The sequence below is a fragment of the Burkholderia anthina genome, from assembly GCF_001547525.1.
Lineage (GTDB): Bacteria > Pseudomonadota > Gammaproteobacteria > Burkholderiales > Burkholderiaceae > Burkholderia > Burkholderia semiarida.
Genome location: NZ_LNJP01000003.1, coordinates 1,813,165 through 1,829,008, shown reverse-complemented (window position 1 = coordinate 1,829,008; position 15,844 = coordinate 1,813,165). Strand labels below are relative to the sequence as shown.

Genomic DNA, 15,844 nt, shown 5'->3' with positions numbered 1-15,844 from the left:
CGTGCCTGCCATGACCGCTTCCGCTTCCCGTCCCCTGCTCGGCTGCATCGCCGACGATTTCACCGGCGCGACCGATCTCGCGAACATGCTCGTCAAGAGCGGCATGCGCACCGTGCAGACGATCGGCGTGCCCGCTGACGGCGCCGCCGCCGACACGATCGTCGACGCCGACGCGATCGTCGTCGCGCTGAAGTCGCGCACGATCCCCGCCGCCGACGCCGTCGCGCAATCGCTCGCCGCGTACGAATGGTTGCGCGCGCAAGGGTGCCGCCAGTTCTTCTTCAAGTACTGCTCGACGTTCGATTCGACCGACGCGGGCAACATCGGGCCGGTGGCCGACGCGCTGCTCGATGCGGCCGACGGCGACTTCACGATCGCGTGCCCGGCGTTCCCGGAGAACGGCCGCACGATCTATCGCGGCCACCTGTTCGTCGGCGACGTGCTGCTGAACGAATCGGGGATGGAAAATCATCCGCTCACGCCGATGACGGACGCGAACCTCGTGCGCGTGCTGCAACGGCAGACGCAGTCCGCGGTCGGCCTGATCCGCTACGACACGATCGCGCTCGGCGCGGCCGCCGTGCGCGCGCGGATCGACCAGTTGCGCGCGGAAGGCGCGCGTTTCGCGATCGCCGACGCGCTGTCGGACCGCGATCTCTACGTGCTCGGCGAAGCGTGCGCGGGCCTGCCGCTCGTCACCGGCGGCTCGGGCATCGCGCTCGGCCTGCCCGCGAATTTCCGCCGCGCGGAGCAATTGCCCGAGCGCGACAACGCGGCGTCGCTGCCGCGCATCGAAGGCCCGTCGGCCGTACTCGCCGGCAGCGCATCGAAAGCCACCAACGCGCAGGTCGCCGCATGGCACGCGACGCGGCCGAGCTTCCGCATCGATCCGCTCGAGGCATCGCGCGGCGAACCCGTCGTCGACCAGGCGCTCGCCTTTGCACGCTCGCACCTGCCGCGGCCCGTGCTGATCTACGCGACCGCGACGCCCGACGAAGTGAAGGCCGTGCAGCAAACGCTCGGCGTCGAAGCTGCCGGCCATCTCGTCGAAAGCACGCTCGCGGCGATCGCGCGCGGGCTGCGCGAACTCGGCGTGCGCAAGTTCGTCGTCGCCGGCGGCGAGACGTCCGGCGCGGTCGTGCAGGCGCTCGACGTGAAGTCGCTGCAGATCGGCGCGCAGATCGATCCGGGCGTGCCGGCCACCGCCACCATCGATGCGCCGCGGCTCGGCCTCGCGCTGAAATCCGGCAATTTCGGCACCACGGACTTTTTCGACAAGGCGCTGCGCGCGCTCGACGGAGCCGCATGATGAGCGACGAAGCAAAACTGCGCGAAGATATCTGCGTGATCGGCGCGAGCCTGTATGCGCGCGGCCATGCGGTCGGCAGCGCCGGCAACATCAGCGCGCGTCTGGATGACGGCTGGCTGATCACGCCGACCGACGCGTGCCTCGGGCGGCTCGACCCGAACGACATCGCGAAGGTAGGCACCGACGGTCAGCCCGTATCGGGCGGCAAGCCGTCGAAGACGCTCGCGCTGCATCGCGGCATCTATGCGCGCAACGCGGAGGCGCATGGCGTCGTCCACACGCATTCGACGCATCTCGTCGCGTTGACGCTCGCGGGCGTGTGGCGCGACACCGACGTGCTGCCGCCGATCACGCCGTACTACGTGATGAAGGTCGGCCACATTCCGCTGATCCGTTACCGCCGCCCCGGCGATCCGGCCGTCGCGGCCGAAGTCGCGGCGCTGGCCGACCGGGTGCGCGGCGTGCTGCTCGACCGTCTCGGCCCGGTGATGTGGGGGCCGTCGGTGTCGCACGCGTCGTATGCGCTCGAGGAGCTGGAGGAAACGGCGCGGCTGTGGCTGATGACGCAACCGAAACCCGAGCCGCTGTCCGACGCCGCGCTCGACGAACTGCGCGAGACCTTCGGCGCGCGCTGGTAACGCGCCGCCGCACGGATCACGCACTGCTTCCCATGCCCGCCGTGTGCGCGGGCCCTTCCGTCAGCACACACACGATCCGGCGGCGTACGCGCCGCCGGCACACAATAGTCCAGGAGACGACGATGACTGCTCTCGACGCGGCCGCAAGCCGCTCGCCCGCCGCGGCCGCCCAATCGGGCGAACTCGACCGCACCTACAAGAAAGTGTTCTGGCGCATCGTGCCGTTCCTGATGCTCTGCTACGTGGTCGCGTATCTCGACCGCGTGAACGTCGGCTTCGCCAAGCTGCAGATGTCGCAGGATCTCGCGTTCAGCGAAACCGTGTTCGGGCTCGGCGCGGGGATTTTCTTTCTTGGCTACTTTCTATTCGAACTGCCAAGCAACCTGCTGATGCACCGCATTGGCGCGCGCATCTGGATCGCGCGGATCATGATCACGTGGGGCCTGCTGTCCGCGCTGTTCGCGTTCGTGAAGACGCCGACGCAGTTCTACGTGCTGCGCTTCCTGCTCGGCCTCGCGGAAGCCGGCTTCTATCCGGGCGTGATCCTGTACCTCACCTACTGGTTCCCGTCGCATCGCCGCGCGAAGATCATCGCGGTGTTCATGTCCGCGATTCCGGTGTCGGGCATCTTCGGCAACCCGCTGTCGGGCTGGATCATGGAGCGCTTCCACGGCGGCTCGGGCTTCCACGGCTGGCAATGGATGTTCATGATCGAAGCCGTGCCGGCCGTGCTCGTCGGCATCGCGACGATCCTGTATCTCGACAACAGCATCCGCGGCGCGAAGTGGCTCGACGAGCGCGAGAAGCAATTGCTCGAAGACGAAATCGCCGCGCAGCCGCAGGAACAGCAGCAGCACGGCCATTCGCTGAAGGCCGTGTTCTCGGACCCGCGCATGTGGTGGATGTCGCTGATCTACTTCGCGTTCGTCACCGGCCAGTACGGGCTCACGTTCTGGATGCCGACGCTCGTGAAATCGACCGGCATCACCGACACGCTGCAGATCGGCCTGCTGTCGGCGATTCCGTTCGTCGTCGCGATCGTCGTGATGAACGTCTTCGGCCACAGCGCGGACAAGCGCCGCGAACGCCGCTGGCACCTGATCGTGCCGGCGCTGATGGGCGCGATCGGGTTTGCGGTCGCCGCGTCGTACTCGCACAATACGGCGGTGTCGATCGTGTTCCTGTCGCTCGCGGCGGGCGGCGTGCTGACCTGCGCGCCGCTGTTCTGGTCGCTGCCGACCGCATTCCTCGCGGGCTCCGCGGCCGCGGCCGGGATCGCGATCATCAACTCGGTCGGCAACCTCGCCGGGTTCGCGAGCCCGTACGTGATCGGCTACCTGAAGGACGTCACGCACAGCACCGCGTCCGGCATGTACGTGCTCGCGGCGATGCTCGTGATCGGCGCGATCGCCGTGTGGCTCACGCCGCCCAAGCTCGTGAACCGCTGATCCGCCGCTGGCCGATTCATCATTCGACGCGGGGCGCGCGGCGCCCCGCCCCATTCATACACAGGACTCGCTGCCATGCCACGCTTCGCCGCCAACCTCTCGATGATGTACACCGAGCATGCGTTCCTCGAACGCTTCGCCGCTGCCGCCCACGACGGCTTCAAGGCCGTCGAGTATCTGTTTCCGTACGACTTCGCGGCCGACGACATCCGCGCGCGCCTCGACGCGCACGGCCTCGAACAGGCGCTGTTCAACGCGCCGCCGGGCGACTGGGCCGCGGGCGAACGCGGCATTGCTTCGCTGCCGGGCCGCGAGGACGAATTCCGTCGCGGCATCGACCGGGCGCTCGACTATGCGCGCGTGATCGGCAACAAGAAGCTGCACGTGATGGCCGGCATGGTGCCGCAGGGCGCCGACCGCGCGCGCCATCGCGACACCTATCTGGCGAACCTGCGCCATGCGGCGCAGGCCGCGGCCGCCCACGGCATCACGATCCTGATCGAGCCGATCAACCAGCGCGACATGCCGGGCTATTTCCTGAGCCGCCAGGACGACGCGCAGGCGATCCGCGCGGAAGTCGGCGCGCCGAACCTGAAGGTGCAGTTCGACTGCTACCACTGCCAGATCGTCGAAGGCGATCTCGCGATGAAGCTCAAGCGCGATTTCGCGGGCATCGGCCATATCCAGATCGCGGGCGTGCCGGAACGCCACGAGCCGGATGTCGGCGAACTCAACTACCCGTATCTGTTCGCGCTGATCGACGCGCTCGGCTACGACGGCTGGATCGGCTGCGAGTATCGGCCGAAGGCCGGCACGTCCGAAGGTCTCGGCTGGATCAAGCCGTACCTGTGATTCCCGTATTCCACATAGGGCAACGAACATGAAAGTACTGATCACCGGCGGCGCCGGCTTTCTCGGCCAGCGTCTCGCGCGCAAGCTGCTCGAGCGCGGCGAACTCACGGGCCCCGACGGCCGTATCGAGAAGATCGACGAACTGGTGCTGCTCGACGTCGTCAAGGGCAGCGATTTCGGCGACGCGCGCGTGACGTCGATCGTCGGCGACATCGCCGATCGCGCGGTGCTCGACAGCGCGATCGACACGCAGACGGGCGCGATCTTCCACCTCGCGGCGATCGTCAGCGGGCAGGCCGAAGCCGACTTCGATCTCGGCATGCGGATCAATCTCGACGCGTCGCGCACGCTGCTCGAAGTGTGCCGCGCACGCGGCCACCGGCCGCGCGTCGTGTTCACGAGCTCCGTCGCGGTATACGGCGGCGCGCTACCCGACGTCGTGCAGGACGACACCGCGCTGAATCCGCAATCGTCGTACGGCGCCGAGAAGGCGATCGCCGAACTGCTGCTGTGCGACTACGCGCGGCGCGGCTTCGTCGACGGCCGCGTGCTGCGGCTGCCGACGATCAGCGTACGGCCCGGCCGCCCGAACGCGGCCGCGTCGTCGTTCGCGAGCGGCATCATCCGCGAGCCGCTGAACGGCGAGGAAAGCGTGTGCCCGGTGCCGGGCTCGACGCGGCTGTGGCTGCTGTCGCCGCGCGGCGCGATCGACGCGCTCGTCGCCGGATGCGAAATCGACGGCGCGCAACTCGGCAGCAAGCGCGTGATCAACCTGCCGGGGCTGTCGGTATCGGTCGACGAGATGATCGCGGCGCTGCGCGAAGTCGCGGGCGACGAGGTCGTGAAGCTGATCCGCCACGTGCCCGACGAACGCGTCGAGAAGATCGTCGGCAGTTGGCCGGGCCGCTGGGATACGTCGCGCGCGGAAGCGCTCGGGCTGAAGGGCGACACGTCGTTCGCGGACGTGATCCGCAGCCATATCGCGGACGAACGGCGCTGATTTGCGGCGCGCCGGGCCCCATCGACTCGGCCCGGGCGTTTTTTCGACGCGCGACGACGCGCGTCGCCCCCCGCCCGCCTGCATGAAGCGCGCATCGGCGCCGCGACGACGCCGCACCACCGCTCCCCACGATTCGTCTCCGCGCGACACGCTGCGCGCGTGCCTCGCTCTGTCGCAATGCCGACGGCCTCGCGCAATACGGGTACATGTCGGCACCTAGTTGGCGACCTGCGCCGGCATGCCGGGTCCGGCCTCCGGTGCGGCGGACGCCGCCATCCGCGCCCGGTCCTGCTCGGCGAGCTTCGCTTGAGCGGCCTGGATATCGGCCGGATACGCGCCGTCGTCACCCTTCGCCGGGTCGTACCCGGCCGCTTCGACACGCATCAGTTCGTCCCGAACCTGCGCACGCGTCAGCGGCGCGGCCGCTTGCGCGAATGCCGACTGACCGGCGATCGTACCGACCATCATCAGTACTGCGATATAGTTTTTCATCATTAACTCCTTCAATATGACGTAGCGCTCAACCACGGGACAGACGCGGCCTGCGAATGCAGGCGGGCGGATCAACTTCCGAAATAGATCGTGCAGAAGCTCGCGGGGCCGACGCATGCGGCGGCGCCTCGACGCGGCGACGTCGCCGCCGGCTTGCCCGCTTCGGACGACATGGCAGGATCGCTGCCGACCGCCGTGCTGGCCTGCCGCTGCGGCATCCGCTCGGCCTGATTCCGGAACAGCGGGCTCACGTCCGGATACGACGTATCGGTCACGAAGCGCAGCCCGTTGTTTTCGGCATCGATCAGTTCCTGCCGGACCTGCTCGCGCGTGAGCGCCTGTGCCGACGCTTGCGTCGCGACACCTGCGAGAGAAATCGCCGCCACCGTGGCGGCCACCAGCCAGTGCGTGTTCATGTTCCACTCCTTCATCAGTCAATGAGACGACGTGCTACACGCGTATGACGACGGAGGAACGCGGTTTATTCCCGGCCTGTTCATTCGCGCCTGCCGGACATTCGTCGAACTGTCATTCATTCGTCAGCCGGCGTAACCTGACGTAACGCAATGCCCGCCGTGCTTCGGGCAGACTGATCACCCCTTCATCCGGGCCACCCGTCGATCGACCATGTCCGCCGCCTACGACCATGCAGCCGCCCTGCTGCGCACGCTGTACGACCGCCATATCGACAGCGGCGCGGTGCTCGACGCGGCCGCATTCCCGGATGCCGAGCGTTTCGTGCGCGCATGGCCCGCGATCCGCGCGGAGGCGCTCGACGTCGCACGCGACATGCCGCGCATCCCGCGCTTTCACGAAATCATGCGCGAGCAGTACGACATCTCGGCCAACGATGCGCGCGACTGGCGGATGTTCATCATGCAGGCGTACGGCCAGCCGTTTGCGCGCAACCTGTCGCGCTGCCCGACCGTCGCGTCGCTCGTCGCGGCGTCGCCGGACGTACTGTCCGCGTCGCTGTCGTTCCTCGCGCCCGGCAAGCACATCCCGCCGCATCGCGGGCCGTTTCGCGGCATCCTGCGCGGTTATCTCGTGCTGTCGATGCCGCGGCGCGCGGACGGCACGCCGGCCGCCGTGCTGAAGGTCGACGGGCACGAATACCGGCTCGACGAAGGCCGCTTCCTGCTATGGGACGACACGTTCACGCACGAGGTGTGGAACGACGGCGACGCCGTGCGGATCGTGCTGCTGCTCGACATCCGCCGACGCGGGATGCCGCGCTGGCTCACGTGGCTGTCGAATGCGGTGATCGGCGTCGTGCGGCTCGGGATCCGGATCAGGGGGCGGTCGATTCCGGTTTAGCCGCCGCCACCCCGCGCGCGCCGCGCACGGCGGCTCCGTTCCACCTTTCGGCGCCCGCCGGATCGCCTACACTACAAGCCGTCCCTTCGTGCGGCTCCTGCCAGCTACCGCCATGGCGCACCTCTTTTTCGCCGCGTCGATCCAGCGGCATGTCGAAACGCCCGAGCGCGATATCGACGCGCGCACGGTCGGCGAAGCATTCGACACCGTTTTCAGCGAGCAGCCCAGGCTGCGCGGCTACATCGTCGACGACCAGGGCGCGCTGCGAAAGCACCTGTCGGTGTTCATCGACGGCCAGCCGATCCGCGACCGGCAGCATCTGTCCGATGCGCTCGGCGACGCCAGCCGCGTGTATGTCGTGCAGGCGCTGACCGGCGGATAAAGGGAGCGATGCACGGGCGCACTCCCCTGATACCAGACGCCGTCGCGCCAAGGCGGACCATCCGGAGACACCGCACATGAACGATCGACTACTCGTCGCCACCCGCAAGGGCCTGTTCGTCCTGCAACCCGACGGCAACGGCGGCTGGACGCTCGGCGAACCCCATTTCATCGGCGAGCCCGTCAGCATGGCGCTCGCCGACCCGCGCGACGGTACGCTGTATGCGGCGCTCAATCTGGGGCATTTCGGCGTGAAGTTGCATCGGCTGCGCGCCGGCGCCACCGAATGGGAGGAATGCGCGGTCCCGGTTTATCCGCCGCAGCACGCCGACGCGTCACCTCCCCGCGCCGATGCGCATGCCGGCAACGGCGCCATGGACGACGAGCCGCCCGGGCCGCCACAGCCGCAACCGCCGTGGACGCTTCAGCAAATCTGGTCGCTCGAAACCGGCGGCACGGACGAACCCGGCGTGCTGTGGGCCGGCACGATTCCCGGCGGCCTGTTCCGTTCCGACGATCACGGCGATTCGTGGGCACTCAACCGCCCGCTGTGGGATCGCCCCGAACGCGCCGAATGGGGCGGCGGCGGGTACGACGCGCCGGGCATCCATTCGGTGATGGTCGATCCGCGCGACAGCCGGCACGTCACCGTCGGCATCTCGTGCGGCGGCGTCTGGCAGACCGCGGACGGCGGCGCGACGTGGCGCGTGACCGCGGAAGGCATGGAAGCCGACTACATGCCGCCCGAGCGACGCGGCGAGCCGAACATGCAGGACCCGCACCGCGTCGTGCAGTGCGCGGCCAATCCGGACGTGCTGTGGACGCAGCATCACTGCGCGATCTTCCGCTCGACCGACGGCGGCGAACACTGGCGGCGAATCGAGGCGCAACCGTCGAGCTTCGGTTTCGCGGTGGCCGTGCATCCGCACGAACCGGATACCGCGTGGTTCGTACCGGCCGTGAAGGATGCGTGCCGGATCCCGGTAAACGGCCGGTTCGTCGTCACGCGCACGCGCGACGGCGGCCGCACTTTCGAGAGCCTGTCGAACGGGTTGCCGGCCGCGCCCGCGTACGACCTTGTGTACCGGCACGGGCTCGCGGTGGACGATTCCGGCACGCGCCTCGCGATGGCGTCGACGACCGGCGGGTTATGGACGTCCGCCGATGGCGGCGAGCGCTGGCAACAGGTATCGGCGCATTTGCCGCCGGCGTATTGCGTCAGGTTCGGGTAGCGGCGCGGTGCTCGTCCGGCGCCATCCGCGCCACCGCGTCGCGCGTTCGTGCGACTTCCGCTTCGAGCCAGTCGAGAAACCGCCTGACCTGCGGCTCGCGCTCGCGCCCCGGCCGGCACAGCGCGACGAAGCGCGCACCGTCGAGCCGCACCGCGGGCTCGATCGGCATCAACGCGCCGCGCTCGACGTGCTCGGCGGCCAGCACCGAGCTGAGCAGCGCGATCCCCTGCCCGTGCAGCACGGCCTGCAACGCGTAATGCTCGTCGTCGTAATGACGGAAGACCGCACGTTCGAGCCACGCCTCCCGGCCCGCCGCACGGCACCACGACGCCCAGTCGACCGACACGGGCAACGGCGTATCCCACACCGTTTCGATCAGGTCGAGCGTCCCGTCCGCGCGATGCGCGTCGAACCCGACGGCCGCATACGCGCCGAAATATTCGTCGATCAGCGCAATCTCGTGCAACGCGGGAAACTGCCGCGACGTCGCGCGAATCGCGAGATCGACGCGTGCATCGCGTTCGAGATCGACGAGCGCATTCCCCGTTTCGACCTTGATGTGCAGGTGCGGATCGACGGGTCGAAACGCGCCGAGACGCGGAATCAGCCACATCGCCGCAAACGCCGGCGTGGTGGTCAGCACGAGCGGGCGCTCGTCGGCCGCATCGGGACGCACCGCATCGAGCCCGCGGCTCAATGCCAGCAACGCATCGTGACTCGCGCGAAACAGCCGCTCGCCTTCTTCCGTCAGCCGCACGCCGCCTGCGCCGCGCTCGAACAGCAGCACGCCGACGCGGCTCTCGAGCGACTTGATCTGGTGCGACACGGCAGCCGGCGTCACGGACAGCTCGTCTGCGGCGGCCTTGAACGTGCCGAGCCGCGCCGACGATTCGAATACACGCAATGCGGTCAGGGGAATTTTCGAGAACACGGGGCCTCGCGGGCCGGATGCGGCCGGGTTGAATTCGATTCAATCGGGGTGAGATTAGGTGAATTGAAGCGGGTGCGCAACGCGACTAGCCTTGCGGGGCGTCGCGGCATGGTGCCGCGACGGTCGACCTCGAACCGGAGGAACCCGTGCAAGGCCTACCGCGCAGGATCACGCAGGCGGTGCTCTACGAAGCGATCGCCATTTCCTGCATCTCGCCCGCGATCGCGGCGATCTTCAAGCAGGACCTCGTCTATTCCGGCGCGCTGTCGGCGACGATGTCGGCGATCGCGATGCTGTGGAACATGATCTTCAACGCGCTGTTCGAGCGCTGGGAAGCGTCGCGCCGGCAGCCGGCGCGCACGCTCGGACGGCGGATCCTGCACGCGACCGGATTCGAGGGCGGGCTGATCTTCATCCTCGTGCCCGTCGTGTCGTGGTGGCTCGACATCTCGTGGTTCGACGCGTTCGTCGTCGATATCGGGCTGTTCGCGTTCTTCTTCTGCTACGCGTTCGTGTTCCAGTGGGCGTTCGATCGGGTATTCGACGTGCCGGCGGCGACGAAGGAGTCGTAAGCCGGGGCCTACGCCCCCGCGGCGATTTTCGGCAACTGCCAGCCGAAACGCACCGCCGCCATCCGCAGCGCGAAGCACGCTAGCCCGCCCAGCAAGGCCGCGACGACGGGCGGGCAACCGAGCCGCCGGCACAGCACGACGACGACCGCGCCGAGCAGCGCCGCGCTCGCGTAGATGTCGGTGACCAGCACGACGGGTATCCGCGCGAGCAGCAGATCGCGCACGACGCCGCCCCCGCAGCCGGTCACCGCGCCCATCAGCGTGGCAATGAACGGGGGCACGCGGAATTCGAGCGCCTTCACCGCCCCCGCGACCGCGAACAGCGCGAGGCCGGCCGCATCGAGCATCGTCAGCAGCGACGGCGAAAACGACGCGACCCGCGCATGGAACACGAATGCGAACAGCCCGGCCGCGAACGCGAGCGCCGGATAACGCCAGTCGCTCACGGCGCTCGGCGGGCGGGCGCCGATCAGCAGGTCGCGAATCACGCCGCCGCCGAGCGCGACGACGAGCGACAGCACCATCACCCCGAACAGGTCGAGTCCGGCGCCGATCGCCGCATTGGCGCCCTCGATCGCGAACACCGCCGTGCCCGCGAGATCGGCCGCGAGCACGACTTGCTCGATGCGCTTCATGCGAAGGTTTGGCCGCGGTACGGCAGCGCGCGGTGACAGCCTGCGTCGGCCGAAGCGGTCGCGCCATTCAGCCGCGTGCCGGCCGCGTGTTGCCGTCCGGATGCATCAAGCGGGTTGCGGGTCATTGCCGTCTCCTCGATCGGGGATCGAGCAGTATAGGGCCTGTTCACGCTAATAACGGGCTTGCGCTGGCCATCGACGCGAGCGTGAAGCGGGCAGCAAAAAGCCGGCGCAAGCAGGTCACCCCGCTTGCGCCGGCTCAACATTCAGGTCAGGCTTCGCGCCGCGGCCGCCCAACCCGACACGTCACCGTCAATGCGCGCCGAGATACGCCTTCACCGCCGGCAGGCCCGGCTTGCCGTCGATCGTCGTCACGCCGGCCAGCCACTTGTCGAGCGCGTCCGGGTTCGCCTTCAGCCACGCGGCGGCGGCCTTGTTCGGGTCCTGCTTGTTCATGATCGGCACCATCACATGGTTCTCGATCGCCGTCGTGAACTGCAGGTTCGACACGAACTTCGCGACGTTCGGGCAGCGCTGCGCGTAGTCGGGCGGCGTCGCCGTCAGCACTTTCGCTTCGCCGTAGTTCGGGCCGAACACGTCGTCGCCGCCGGTCAGGTAGTCGATCTTCATCTGCACGTTCATCGGATGCGGTTCCCAGCCGAGGAACACGATCCACTGCTTGTCGCGGATCGCGCGATTCACCTCGACCAGCATCCCGGCCTCGCTCGACTCGACCAGCTTGAACTTGCCGAGGCCGAACTGGTTGCCGTCGATCATCTTCTTGATCAGCGCATTGCCGTCGTTGCCCGGTTCGATCCCGTAGATCTTGCCGTTGAGCTTGTCCGCGTACTTCTGGATGTCCGCGAACGACTTCAGGCCGCCCTGGTACACGTAGTCGGGCACCGCGAGCGTGTATTTCGCGCCGGTGAGGTTCGGCGTCGCGAGCACCTTGATCGTGCCGGCCTTCGTGAACGGCTGGATGATCGGGTCCATCGTCGGCGACCAGTAGCCGAGGAACACGTCGATCTGCTTGCTCTTGATCCCCGCGAACGTGATCGGCACCGACGCGATCGTCTTCGTCGGGTTGTAGCCGAGCCCCTGCAGCATCGTCGACGCGAGGCCCGTGGTCGCCGCGATGTCGGACCAGCCGACATCGGCGAAGCGCACGTTCTTGCACACGGGCGGATCGGCCGCATAAACGGCCGACATCGGCGCGGTCATCCCGATCCCGCACACCGCTGCGATCAATAGGCGCTTCATCTTACTTCTCCTCAAAGTGATGTCGTTTGCTTGAATGCGGGATCGTTTGTTGAAGCCGCGCGCCGCGATCCCGGCGACGTCGCGGACCGTCCGATTGCCCCGGCTCAGCGCCCCGGCAGCCGGCGCTCGTAGCTCGGCGCATGGCCGAACTGCGCGCGGTATGCCTTGCTGAAATGACACGGCGAATGAAAGCCGCAGACCGCCGTCACGCGCGCGATCGACGCATCGGTCGTGCGCAGCAGGTCGCGTGCGCGCTTCAGGCGCAGCGTCAGGTAATAGTGGGTCGGCGACACGTTCAGGTACACCTTGAACATGCGCTGCAGGTGCCGCTGCGACAACCGCACGAGCCGCGCGAGTTCCTCCAGCGACAGCGGCTCCTCGATGTTCGCCTCCATCAGCCGCACGACCTCGATCAGCTCCGCGCGCGAGAAGCCGACCCGCGCATCGACGGGAATCGGCTGCGTATCGGTCGAGCTGCGGATGCGCTCGAGGATGAACTGTTCGGAGACCTGCGCGGCCAGTTGCTGGCCGAACCGCATGCCGACGAGGTTCAGCATCAGGTCGAGCGGCGCGGTACCGCCGGTGCAGGTCAGCCGGTCGCGATCGACGACGAACAACTCGTCGGCGAAACCCACCTGCGGAAATTCGGAATGCAGCGCGGACAGGTTCTCCCAGTGCACGGTGCAGCGATAGCCGTCGAGCAGCCCGCTCGACATCAGCGCGTACGCGCCCGTGCAGATGCCGCCGAGCGGCAGCCCGCGCTCGGCGAGCGCCGTGAGCGTATCGCGCGCGCCGTCGTCGACCACGTCGCGGATGCGGATGCCGCCGCACACGATCATCACGTCGGGCAGGTTGTCGTAGTCGAGCGCCTGCGTGGGCCGCACCGCGATGCCGTTGCTGGCATGCACGGGTGCGCCGTCGAGCGAGTAGATCGACCATTTGTAGTGATCCGCCCGCCCGACGTAGTTCGCCATCCGAAGCACTTCGACCGCGCTCGAGAACGCGATCATCGAGAAGTTCGGCAGCGTCAGAAAGCCGAAATGGGCGAGGGACGAAACCGGTGAAACGCAGGCAGCGGGCGCGACAGCGACGGCGGACGTCACATCGGTCTCCTGGCGAGGAGGTTGCAGAAGGTCAGCCCCGCGGCTTGCGCCGCGGGAGCCGTTATCCATTCAGGGTGAGCGGCCGGCGCGTTGCCGGCCGCCGGAGATCAGGCCTGCGCGGGCGAAGCCTTCACGCGAAAGAGCTGCTTGAGGCCAGAGAACAGCGGCGCCTTCGCGTTGCCCGGCGCGCGGCCGAAGCTCTCGGTGATGCGGTCGAGAATGATCGCGAGCAGCACGACCGACAGACCGCTTTCGAAGCCGAGACCGATGTCGAGGCGCTGGATACTCGCGAGCACGTCGTTGCCGAGGCCGCCCGCGCCGACCATCGACGCGATGATCACCATCGACAGCGCCATCATGATCGTCTGGTTCACACCCTGCATGATCGACGGCAGCGCGTTCGGGAACTGCACCTTGTACAGCAGTTGCCACGGCGTGCAGCCGAATGCCTGGCCGGCTTCGACGATCTCGCGGTTCACGTGGCGGATGCCGAGGCTCGTGAGGCGCACGGCCGGCGGCATCGCGAAGATCACCGTCGACAGGATCCCCGGCACGCGGCCGAGACCGAACAGCATCGCGGCCGGAATCAGGTAGACGAAGGCCGGCATCGTCTGCATCAGGTCGAGGATCGGACGCACGATCGCGGCCACCCACTTGCTCTTCGCGGCCCAGATCCCGAGCGGGATGCCGAGCACGAGGCTGATGATCGTCGACGACAGCGTGAGGCCGAGCGTGATGACCGTCTGGTCCCAGAAGCCCGTCGCGAAGATCAGCAGCAGCGACGCGGTCGTGAACAGCGCGAAGCGCCAGCCCACCCGCCACAGCCCGACGCCGATGAAGATCGCCATCATCAGCCACATCGGGATCGCCTGCAGGCCATGCTCGACGAATGCGGCGAGCCCTTCGATCGCTTGACCGATCGCGTCGAACGTCTTCGCGTCGTGGTCGAGCAGGTAGTGAACGGACTGGTCGACCCAGGTACCGAGCGGAATCATTTCAGACATGGGAGCCTCGCGAACGCGTGATGGCCTTCAGGATGAGCGCACGATCGACCGAGCCGCAGTAGCAGCCGTCGTCGTCGACGACGGGCAATGCATTCGGGCTCGCGACGACGCGCGCGACGACATGTTCGAGCGACGCATCGCGCCGGATGCTTTCGATCGGCCGCACCGACGGCGTGTCCTGACCGAGCGCCTCGCGCGTGACGAAGCCGCGAATCTTGCGTGCGGCATCGAGCACGAACGCGTATTCGGCGCTGCCGTTCAGCGACGCCGCGACGTTCGCGGCATCGCACTTCGACACGAGCGGCACGGCGCCCGTCTGCATCAGGTCGCCGGCGGTGAGGTAGCGGCTCGTGTCGATGCCGTCGAAGAACGCGCGCACGTAGTCGTCCGCCGGATTCGCGATGATGTCCTGCGGCGTGCCGACCTGCACGAGGCGGCCGCCTTCCATGATCGCGATGCGGTTGCCGATGCGCAGCGCTTCCTCCAGATCGTGCGACACGAACATGATCGTGCGGCGCTGCTCCTTCTGCAGTTGCAGCAGCACGTCCTGCATTTCGCGGCGCTTGAGCGGATCGAGTGCGGAGAACGCCTCGTCCATGATCATCAGCGACGGGTTCACGGCGAGCGCGCGGGCGAGGCCGACGCGCTGCTGCATGCCGCCCGACAGCTCGGACGGCAGTTTGTGCGAGAACGGTGCGAGGCCGACCTGCTCGAGCACTTCCATCGCACGGCGCTCGCGCTCCTTCTTGCCCATGCCCGCGACTTCGAGGCCGAACGCGGCATTCGACACGACGGTGCGATGCGGCATCAGCGCGAACGACTGGAACACCATGCTCATGTCCTTGCGGCGCAGCGCGGTCAGCGCCGAGCGGCGCGCCGACGCGACGTCGAGCCCGTCGATCAGCACCTTGCCGGCGCTCGGATCGACCAGCCGGTTCACGAGGCGGATCAGCGTGGACTTGCCGGAGCCGGACAGGCCCATCAGCACGAAAATTTCGCCTTCCTGCACATCGAAGGAGACGTTGTGCACGCCGACGACCTGACCGGTGCGCTTGAGCACATCGTCCTTCGTCGCGCCGGCGGCGAGCATGTCGAGCGCCTGCTGGGGATTGCTTCCAAACACCTTGCACAGACCTTCGACCACAACCTTGGGGGCATCCATCGAAACCTTCTCCTCGTGTAGCGGGGACTCGCGCTTGTCATAGCGTGCCTACATAGTTGCCAGAAAAAACCCCGACCTGCCGACGAATTACGACAAACGCTTGCGCAAATACGACACGGCCCGCAGCCCCGCCCGGCGGGCCGCGCAGCCGATTGCGGCGGCGCAATACGCGCACGGCCCGCAACGGCGGGCATTCCGCGCCGGACTTGTGCGCAGCAACGCGGCGCGCATCACATGAGGTTTTGCGCCAGCGCGCATCGGGCACGCGTCGTTTTGCGACAAGTTCACGTCCGTTCCGGCGTCGATTCGCTCAGACGAAAACGCGCACTGCATTCGTCAGTAAAAAGCATGACCGTGCAGAAAGCCGGATGGCGACACCGTACGGCGCACGCCGCGATACCACGCCAACCCCGCAAATCGCAGCATGCGCGCTGTGATACATTGCCCGCAAACACGCCAATCGCGACGCCGTCGCGGGCCTTTCGCACGAGGGCCCGGCCGTACGACT

The 15,844-nt window shown here is 67.7% G+C and carries 17 protein-coding genes and 1 pseudogene; 9 read left to right on the top strand and 9 right to left on the bottom strand.

Annotated elements, in window-relative coordinates; all coding sequences use genetic code 11:
* The first annotated feature begins 10 nt into the window (after nt 1–10).
* From otnK to denD, 5 genes are all read left to right on the top strand, one after another.
* The gene (otnK, locus tag WS64_RS28110; protein ID WP_060968383.1) at nt 11–1,309 is read left to right on the top strand and encodes a 3-oxo-tetronate kinase; all 1,299 of its coding nucleotides are present in this window, start codon (nt 11–13) and stop codon (nt 1,307–1,309) included.
* A complete protein-coding gene (locus WS64_RS28105; protein WP_060968382.1) occupies nt 1,306–1,947 on the top strand; it encodes a 3-oxo-tetronate 4-phosphate decarboxylase in 642 nt (213 codons plus the stop codon). Before otnK ends, WS64_RS28105 begins: the two co-directional genes overlap by 4 nt.
* Before the next feature lie 122 nt (nt 1,948–2,069).
* Nucleotides 2,070–3,395 (top strand): MFS transporter, encoded by a 1,326-nt coding sequence (locus WS64_RS28100; RefSeq protein ID WP_059643794.1) that lies wholly within the window; start codon nt 2,070–2,072, stop codon nt 3,393–3,395.
* 75 nt (nt 3,396–3,470) lie between these two features.
* Nucleotides 3,471–4,247 (top strand): 2-oxo-tetronate isomerase, encoded by a 777-nt coding sequence (gene otnI, locus WS64_RS28095; protein ID WP_060968381.1) that lies wholly within the window; start codon nt 3,471–3,473, stop codon nt 4,245–4,247.
* A gap of 28 nt (nt 4,248–4,275) precedes the next feature.
* Nucleotides 4,276–5,247, top strand: coding sequence for a D-erythronate dehydrogenase (gene denD / locus WS64_RS28090; protein WP_060968380.1), 972 nt, complete (start codon nt 4,276–4,278; stop codon nt 5,245–5,247).
* 216 nt (nt 5,248–5,463) lie between these two features.
* On the opposite strand, the gene WS64_RS28085 is transcribed toward denD, so the two are convergent.
* On the bottom strand, nt 5,464–5,739 hold the full coding sequence (locus WS64_RS28085) for a DUF4148 domain-containing protein (protein WP_060968615.1): 276 nt from the start codon (nt 5,737–5,739) through the stop codon (nt 5,464–5,466).
* Nucleotides 5,740–5,810: 71 nt separating this feature from the next.
* Nucleotides 5,811–6,155: a DUF4148 domain-containing protein gene (locus WS64_RS28080; RefSeq protein WP_060968614.1), complete on the bottom strand. Its 345-nt coding sequence runs from the start codon at nt 6,153–6,155 to the stop codon at nt 5,811–5,813.
* Between the two features lie 211 nt (nt 6,156–6,366).
* Here WS64_RS28080 and WS64_RS28075 point away from each other — a divergent pair, with 211 nt between their 5' ends.
* From WS64_RS28075 to WS64_RS28065, 3 genes are all read left to right on the top strand, one after another.
* Nucleotides 6,367–7,056, top strand: coding sequence for an aspartyl/asparaginyl beta-hydroxylase domain-containing protein (locus WS64_RS28075; RefSeq protein ID WP_060968379.1), 690 nt, complete (start codon nt 6,367–6,369; stop codon nt 7,054–7,056).
* A 112-nt stretch (nt 7,057–7,168) separates the two neighbouring features.
* Nucleotides 7,169–7,438 carry a MoaD/ThiS family protein gene (locus WS64_RS28070; protein ID WP_059643782.1) on the top strand — a complete coding sequence of 90 codons (270 nt, stop codon included), beginning with the start codon at nt 7,169–7,171 and terminating at the stop codon, nt 7,436–7,438.
* Between the two features lie 76 nt (nt 7,439–7,514).
* Nucleotides 7,515–8,669, top strand: coding sequence for a WD40/YVTN/BNR-like repeat-containing protein (locus WS64_RS28065; RefSeq protein ID WP_060968378.1), 1,155 nt, complete (start codon nt 7,515–7,517; stop codon nt 8,667–8,669).
* Here WS64_RS28065 and WS64_RS28060 read toward each other — a convergent pair.
* On the bottom strand, nt 8,656–9,600 hold the full coding sequence (locus WS64_RS28060) for a LysR substrate-binding domain-containing protein (protein ID WP_060968377.1): 945 nt from the start codon (nt 9,598–9,600) through the stop codon (nt 8,656–8,658). The two genes, WS64_RS28065 and WS64_RS28060, sit on opposite strands and share 14 nt — an antisense overlap.
* 146 nt (nt 9,601–9,746) lie before the next feature.
* Between WS64_RS28060 and WS64_RS28055 the strand changes: the two genes are divergently transcribed.
* A complete protein-coding gene (locus WS64_RS28055) occupies nt 9,747–10,172 on the top strand; it encodes a PACE efflux transporter (RefSeq protein ID WP_059575418.1) in 426 nt (141 codons plus the stop codon).
* Between the two features lie 8 nt (nt 10,173–10,180).
* On the opposite strand, the gene WS64_RS28050 is transcribed toward WS64_RS28055, so the two are convergent.
* The 6 genes and pseudogenes from WS64_RS28050 to WS64_RS28030 all read right to left on the bottom strand — a co-directional run.
* Nucleotides 10,181–10,807 (bottom strand): trimeric intracellular cation channel family protein, encoded by a 627-nt coding sequence (locus WS64_RS28050; protein ID WP_059575420.1) that lies wholly within the window; start codon nt 10,805–10,807, stop codon nt 10,181–10,183.
* A complete protein-coding gene (locus WS64_RS35550; protein WP_264168444.1) occupies nt 10,804–10,932 on the bottom strand; it encodes a hypothetical protein in 129 nt (42 codons plus the stop codon). The genes WS64_RS28050 and WS64_RS35550 overlap by 4 nt, the downstream gene beginning before the upstream one ends.
* Nucleotides 10,933–11,119: 187 nt before the next feature.
* Nucleotides 11,120–12,067: a choline ABC transporter substrate-binding protein gene (locus WS64_RS28045; protein ID WP_050012220.1), complete on the bottom strand. Its 948-nt coding sequence runs from the start codon at nt 12,065–12,067 to the stop codon at nt 11,120–11,122.
* 104 nt (nt 12,068–12,171) lie between these two features.
* On the bottom strand, nt 12,172–13,170 hold the full coding sequence (locus tag WS64_RS28040; RefSeq protein ID WP_059643769.1) for a GlxA family transcriptional regulator: 999 nt from the start codon (nt 13,168–13,170) through the stop codon (nt 12,172–12,174).
* 107 nt (nt 13,171–13,277) lie between these two features.
* Nucleotides 13,278–14,174, bottom strand: coding sequence for a choline ABC transporter permease subunit (gene choW / locus WS64_RS28035; RefSeq protein WP_060968376.1), 897 nt, complete (start codon nt 14,172–14,174; stop codon nt 13,278–13,280).
* Nucleotides 14,167–15,613: pseudogene (locus WS64_RS28030) on the bottom strand (quaternary amine ABC transporter ATP-binding protein); the annotation flags it as partial. The gene choW and the pseudogene WS64_RS28030, both read right to left, overlap by 8 nt.
* Nucleotides 15,614–15,844 lie beyond the last annotated feature (231 nt).

Excerpts from the sequence above, each read along its gene's own strand:
- otnK (WP_060968383.1), top strand. The coding sequence starts at position 11 with ATGACCGCTTCCGCTTCCCGTCCCCTGCTCGGCTGCATCGCCGACGAT.
- WS64_RS28105 (WP_060968382.1), top strand. The coding sequence starts at position 1,306 with ATGATGAGCGACGAAGCAAAACTGCGCGAAGATATCTGCGTGATCGGC.
- WS64_RS28100 (WP_059643794.1), top strand. The coding sequence starts at position 2,070 with ATGACTGCTCTCGACGCGGCCGCAAGCCGCTCGCCCGCCGCGGCCGCC.
- otnI (WP_060968381.1), top strand. The coding sequence starts at position 3,471 with ATGCCACGCTTCGCCGCCAACCTCTCGATGATGTACACCGAGCATGCG.
- denD (WP_060968380.1), top strand. The coding sequence starts at position 4,276 with ATGAAAGTACTGATCACCGGCGGCGCCGGCTTTCTCGGCCAGCGTCTC.
- WS64_RS28085 (WP_060968615.1), bottom strand. The coding sequence starts at position 5,739 with ATGAAAAACTATATCGCAGTACTGATGATGGTCGGTACGATCGCCGGT.
- WS64_RS28080 (WP_060968614.1), bottom strand. The coding sequence starts at position 6,155 with ATGAACACGCACTGGCTGGTGGCCGCCACGGTGGCGGCGATTTCTCTC.
- WS64_RS28075 (WP_060968379.1), top strand. The coding sequence starts at position 6,367 with ATGTCCGCCGCCTACGACCATGCAGCCGCCCTGCTGCGCACGCTGTAC.
- WS64_RS28070 (WP_059643782.1), top strand. The coding sequence starts at position 7,169 with ATGGCGCACCTCTTTTTCGCCGCGTCGATCCAGCGGCATGTCGAAACG.
- WS64_RS28065 (WP_060968378.1), top strand. The coding sequence starts at position 7,515 with ATGAACGATCGACTACTCGTCGCCACCCGCAAGGGCCTGTTCGTCCTG.
- WS64_RS28050 (WP_059575420.1), bottom strand. The coding sequence starts at position 10,807 with ATGAAGCGCATCGAGCAAGTCGTGCTCGCGGCCGATCTCGCGGGCACG.
- WS64_RS35550 (WP_264168444.1), bottom strand. The coding sequence starts at position 10,932 with ATGACCCGCAACCCGCTTGATGCATCCGGACGGCAACACGCGGCCGGC.
- WS64_RS28045 (WP_050012220.1), bottom strand. The coding sequence starts at position 12,067 with ATGAAGCGCCTATTGATCGCAGCGGTGTGCGGGATCGGGATGACCGCG.
- choW (WP_060968376.1), bottom strand. The coding sequence starts at position 14,174 with ATGTCTGAAATGATTCCGCTCGGTACCTGGGTCGACCAGTCCGTTCAC.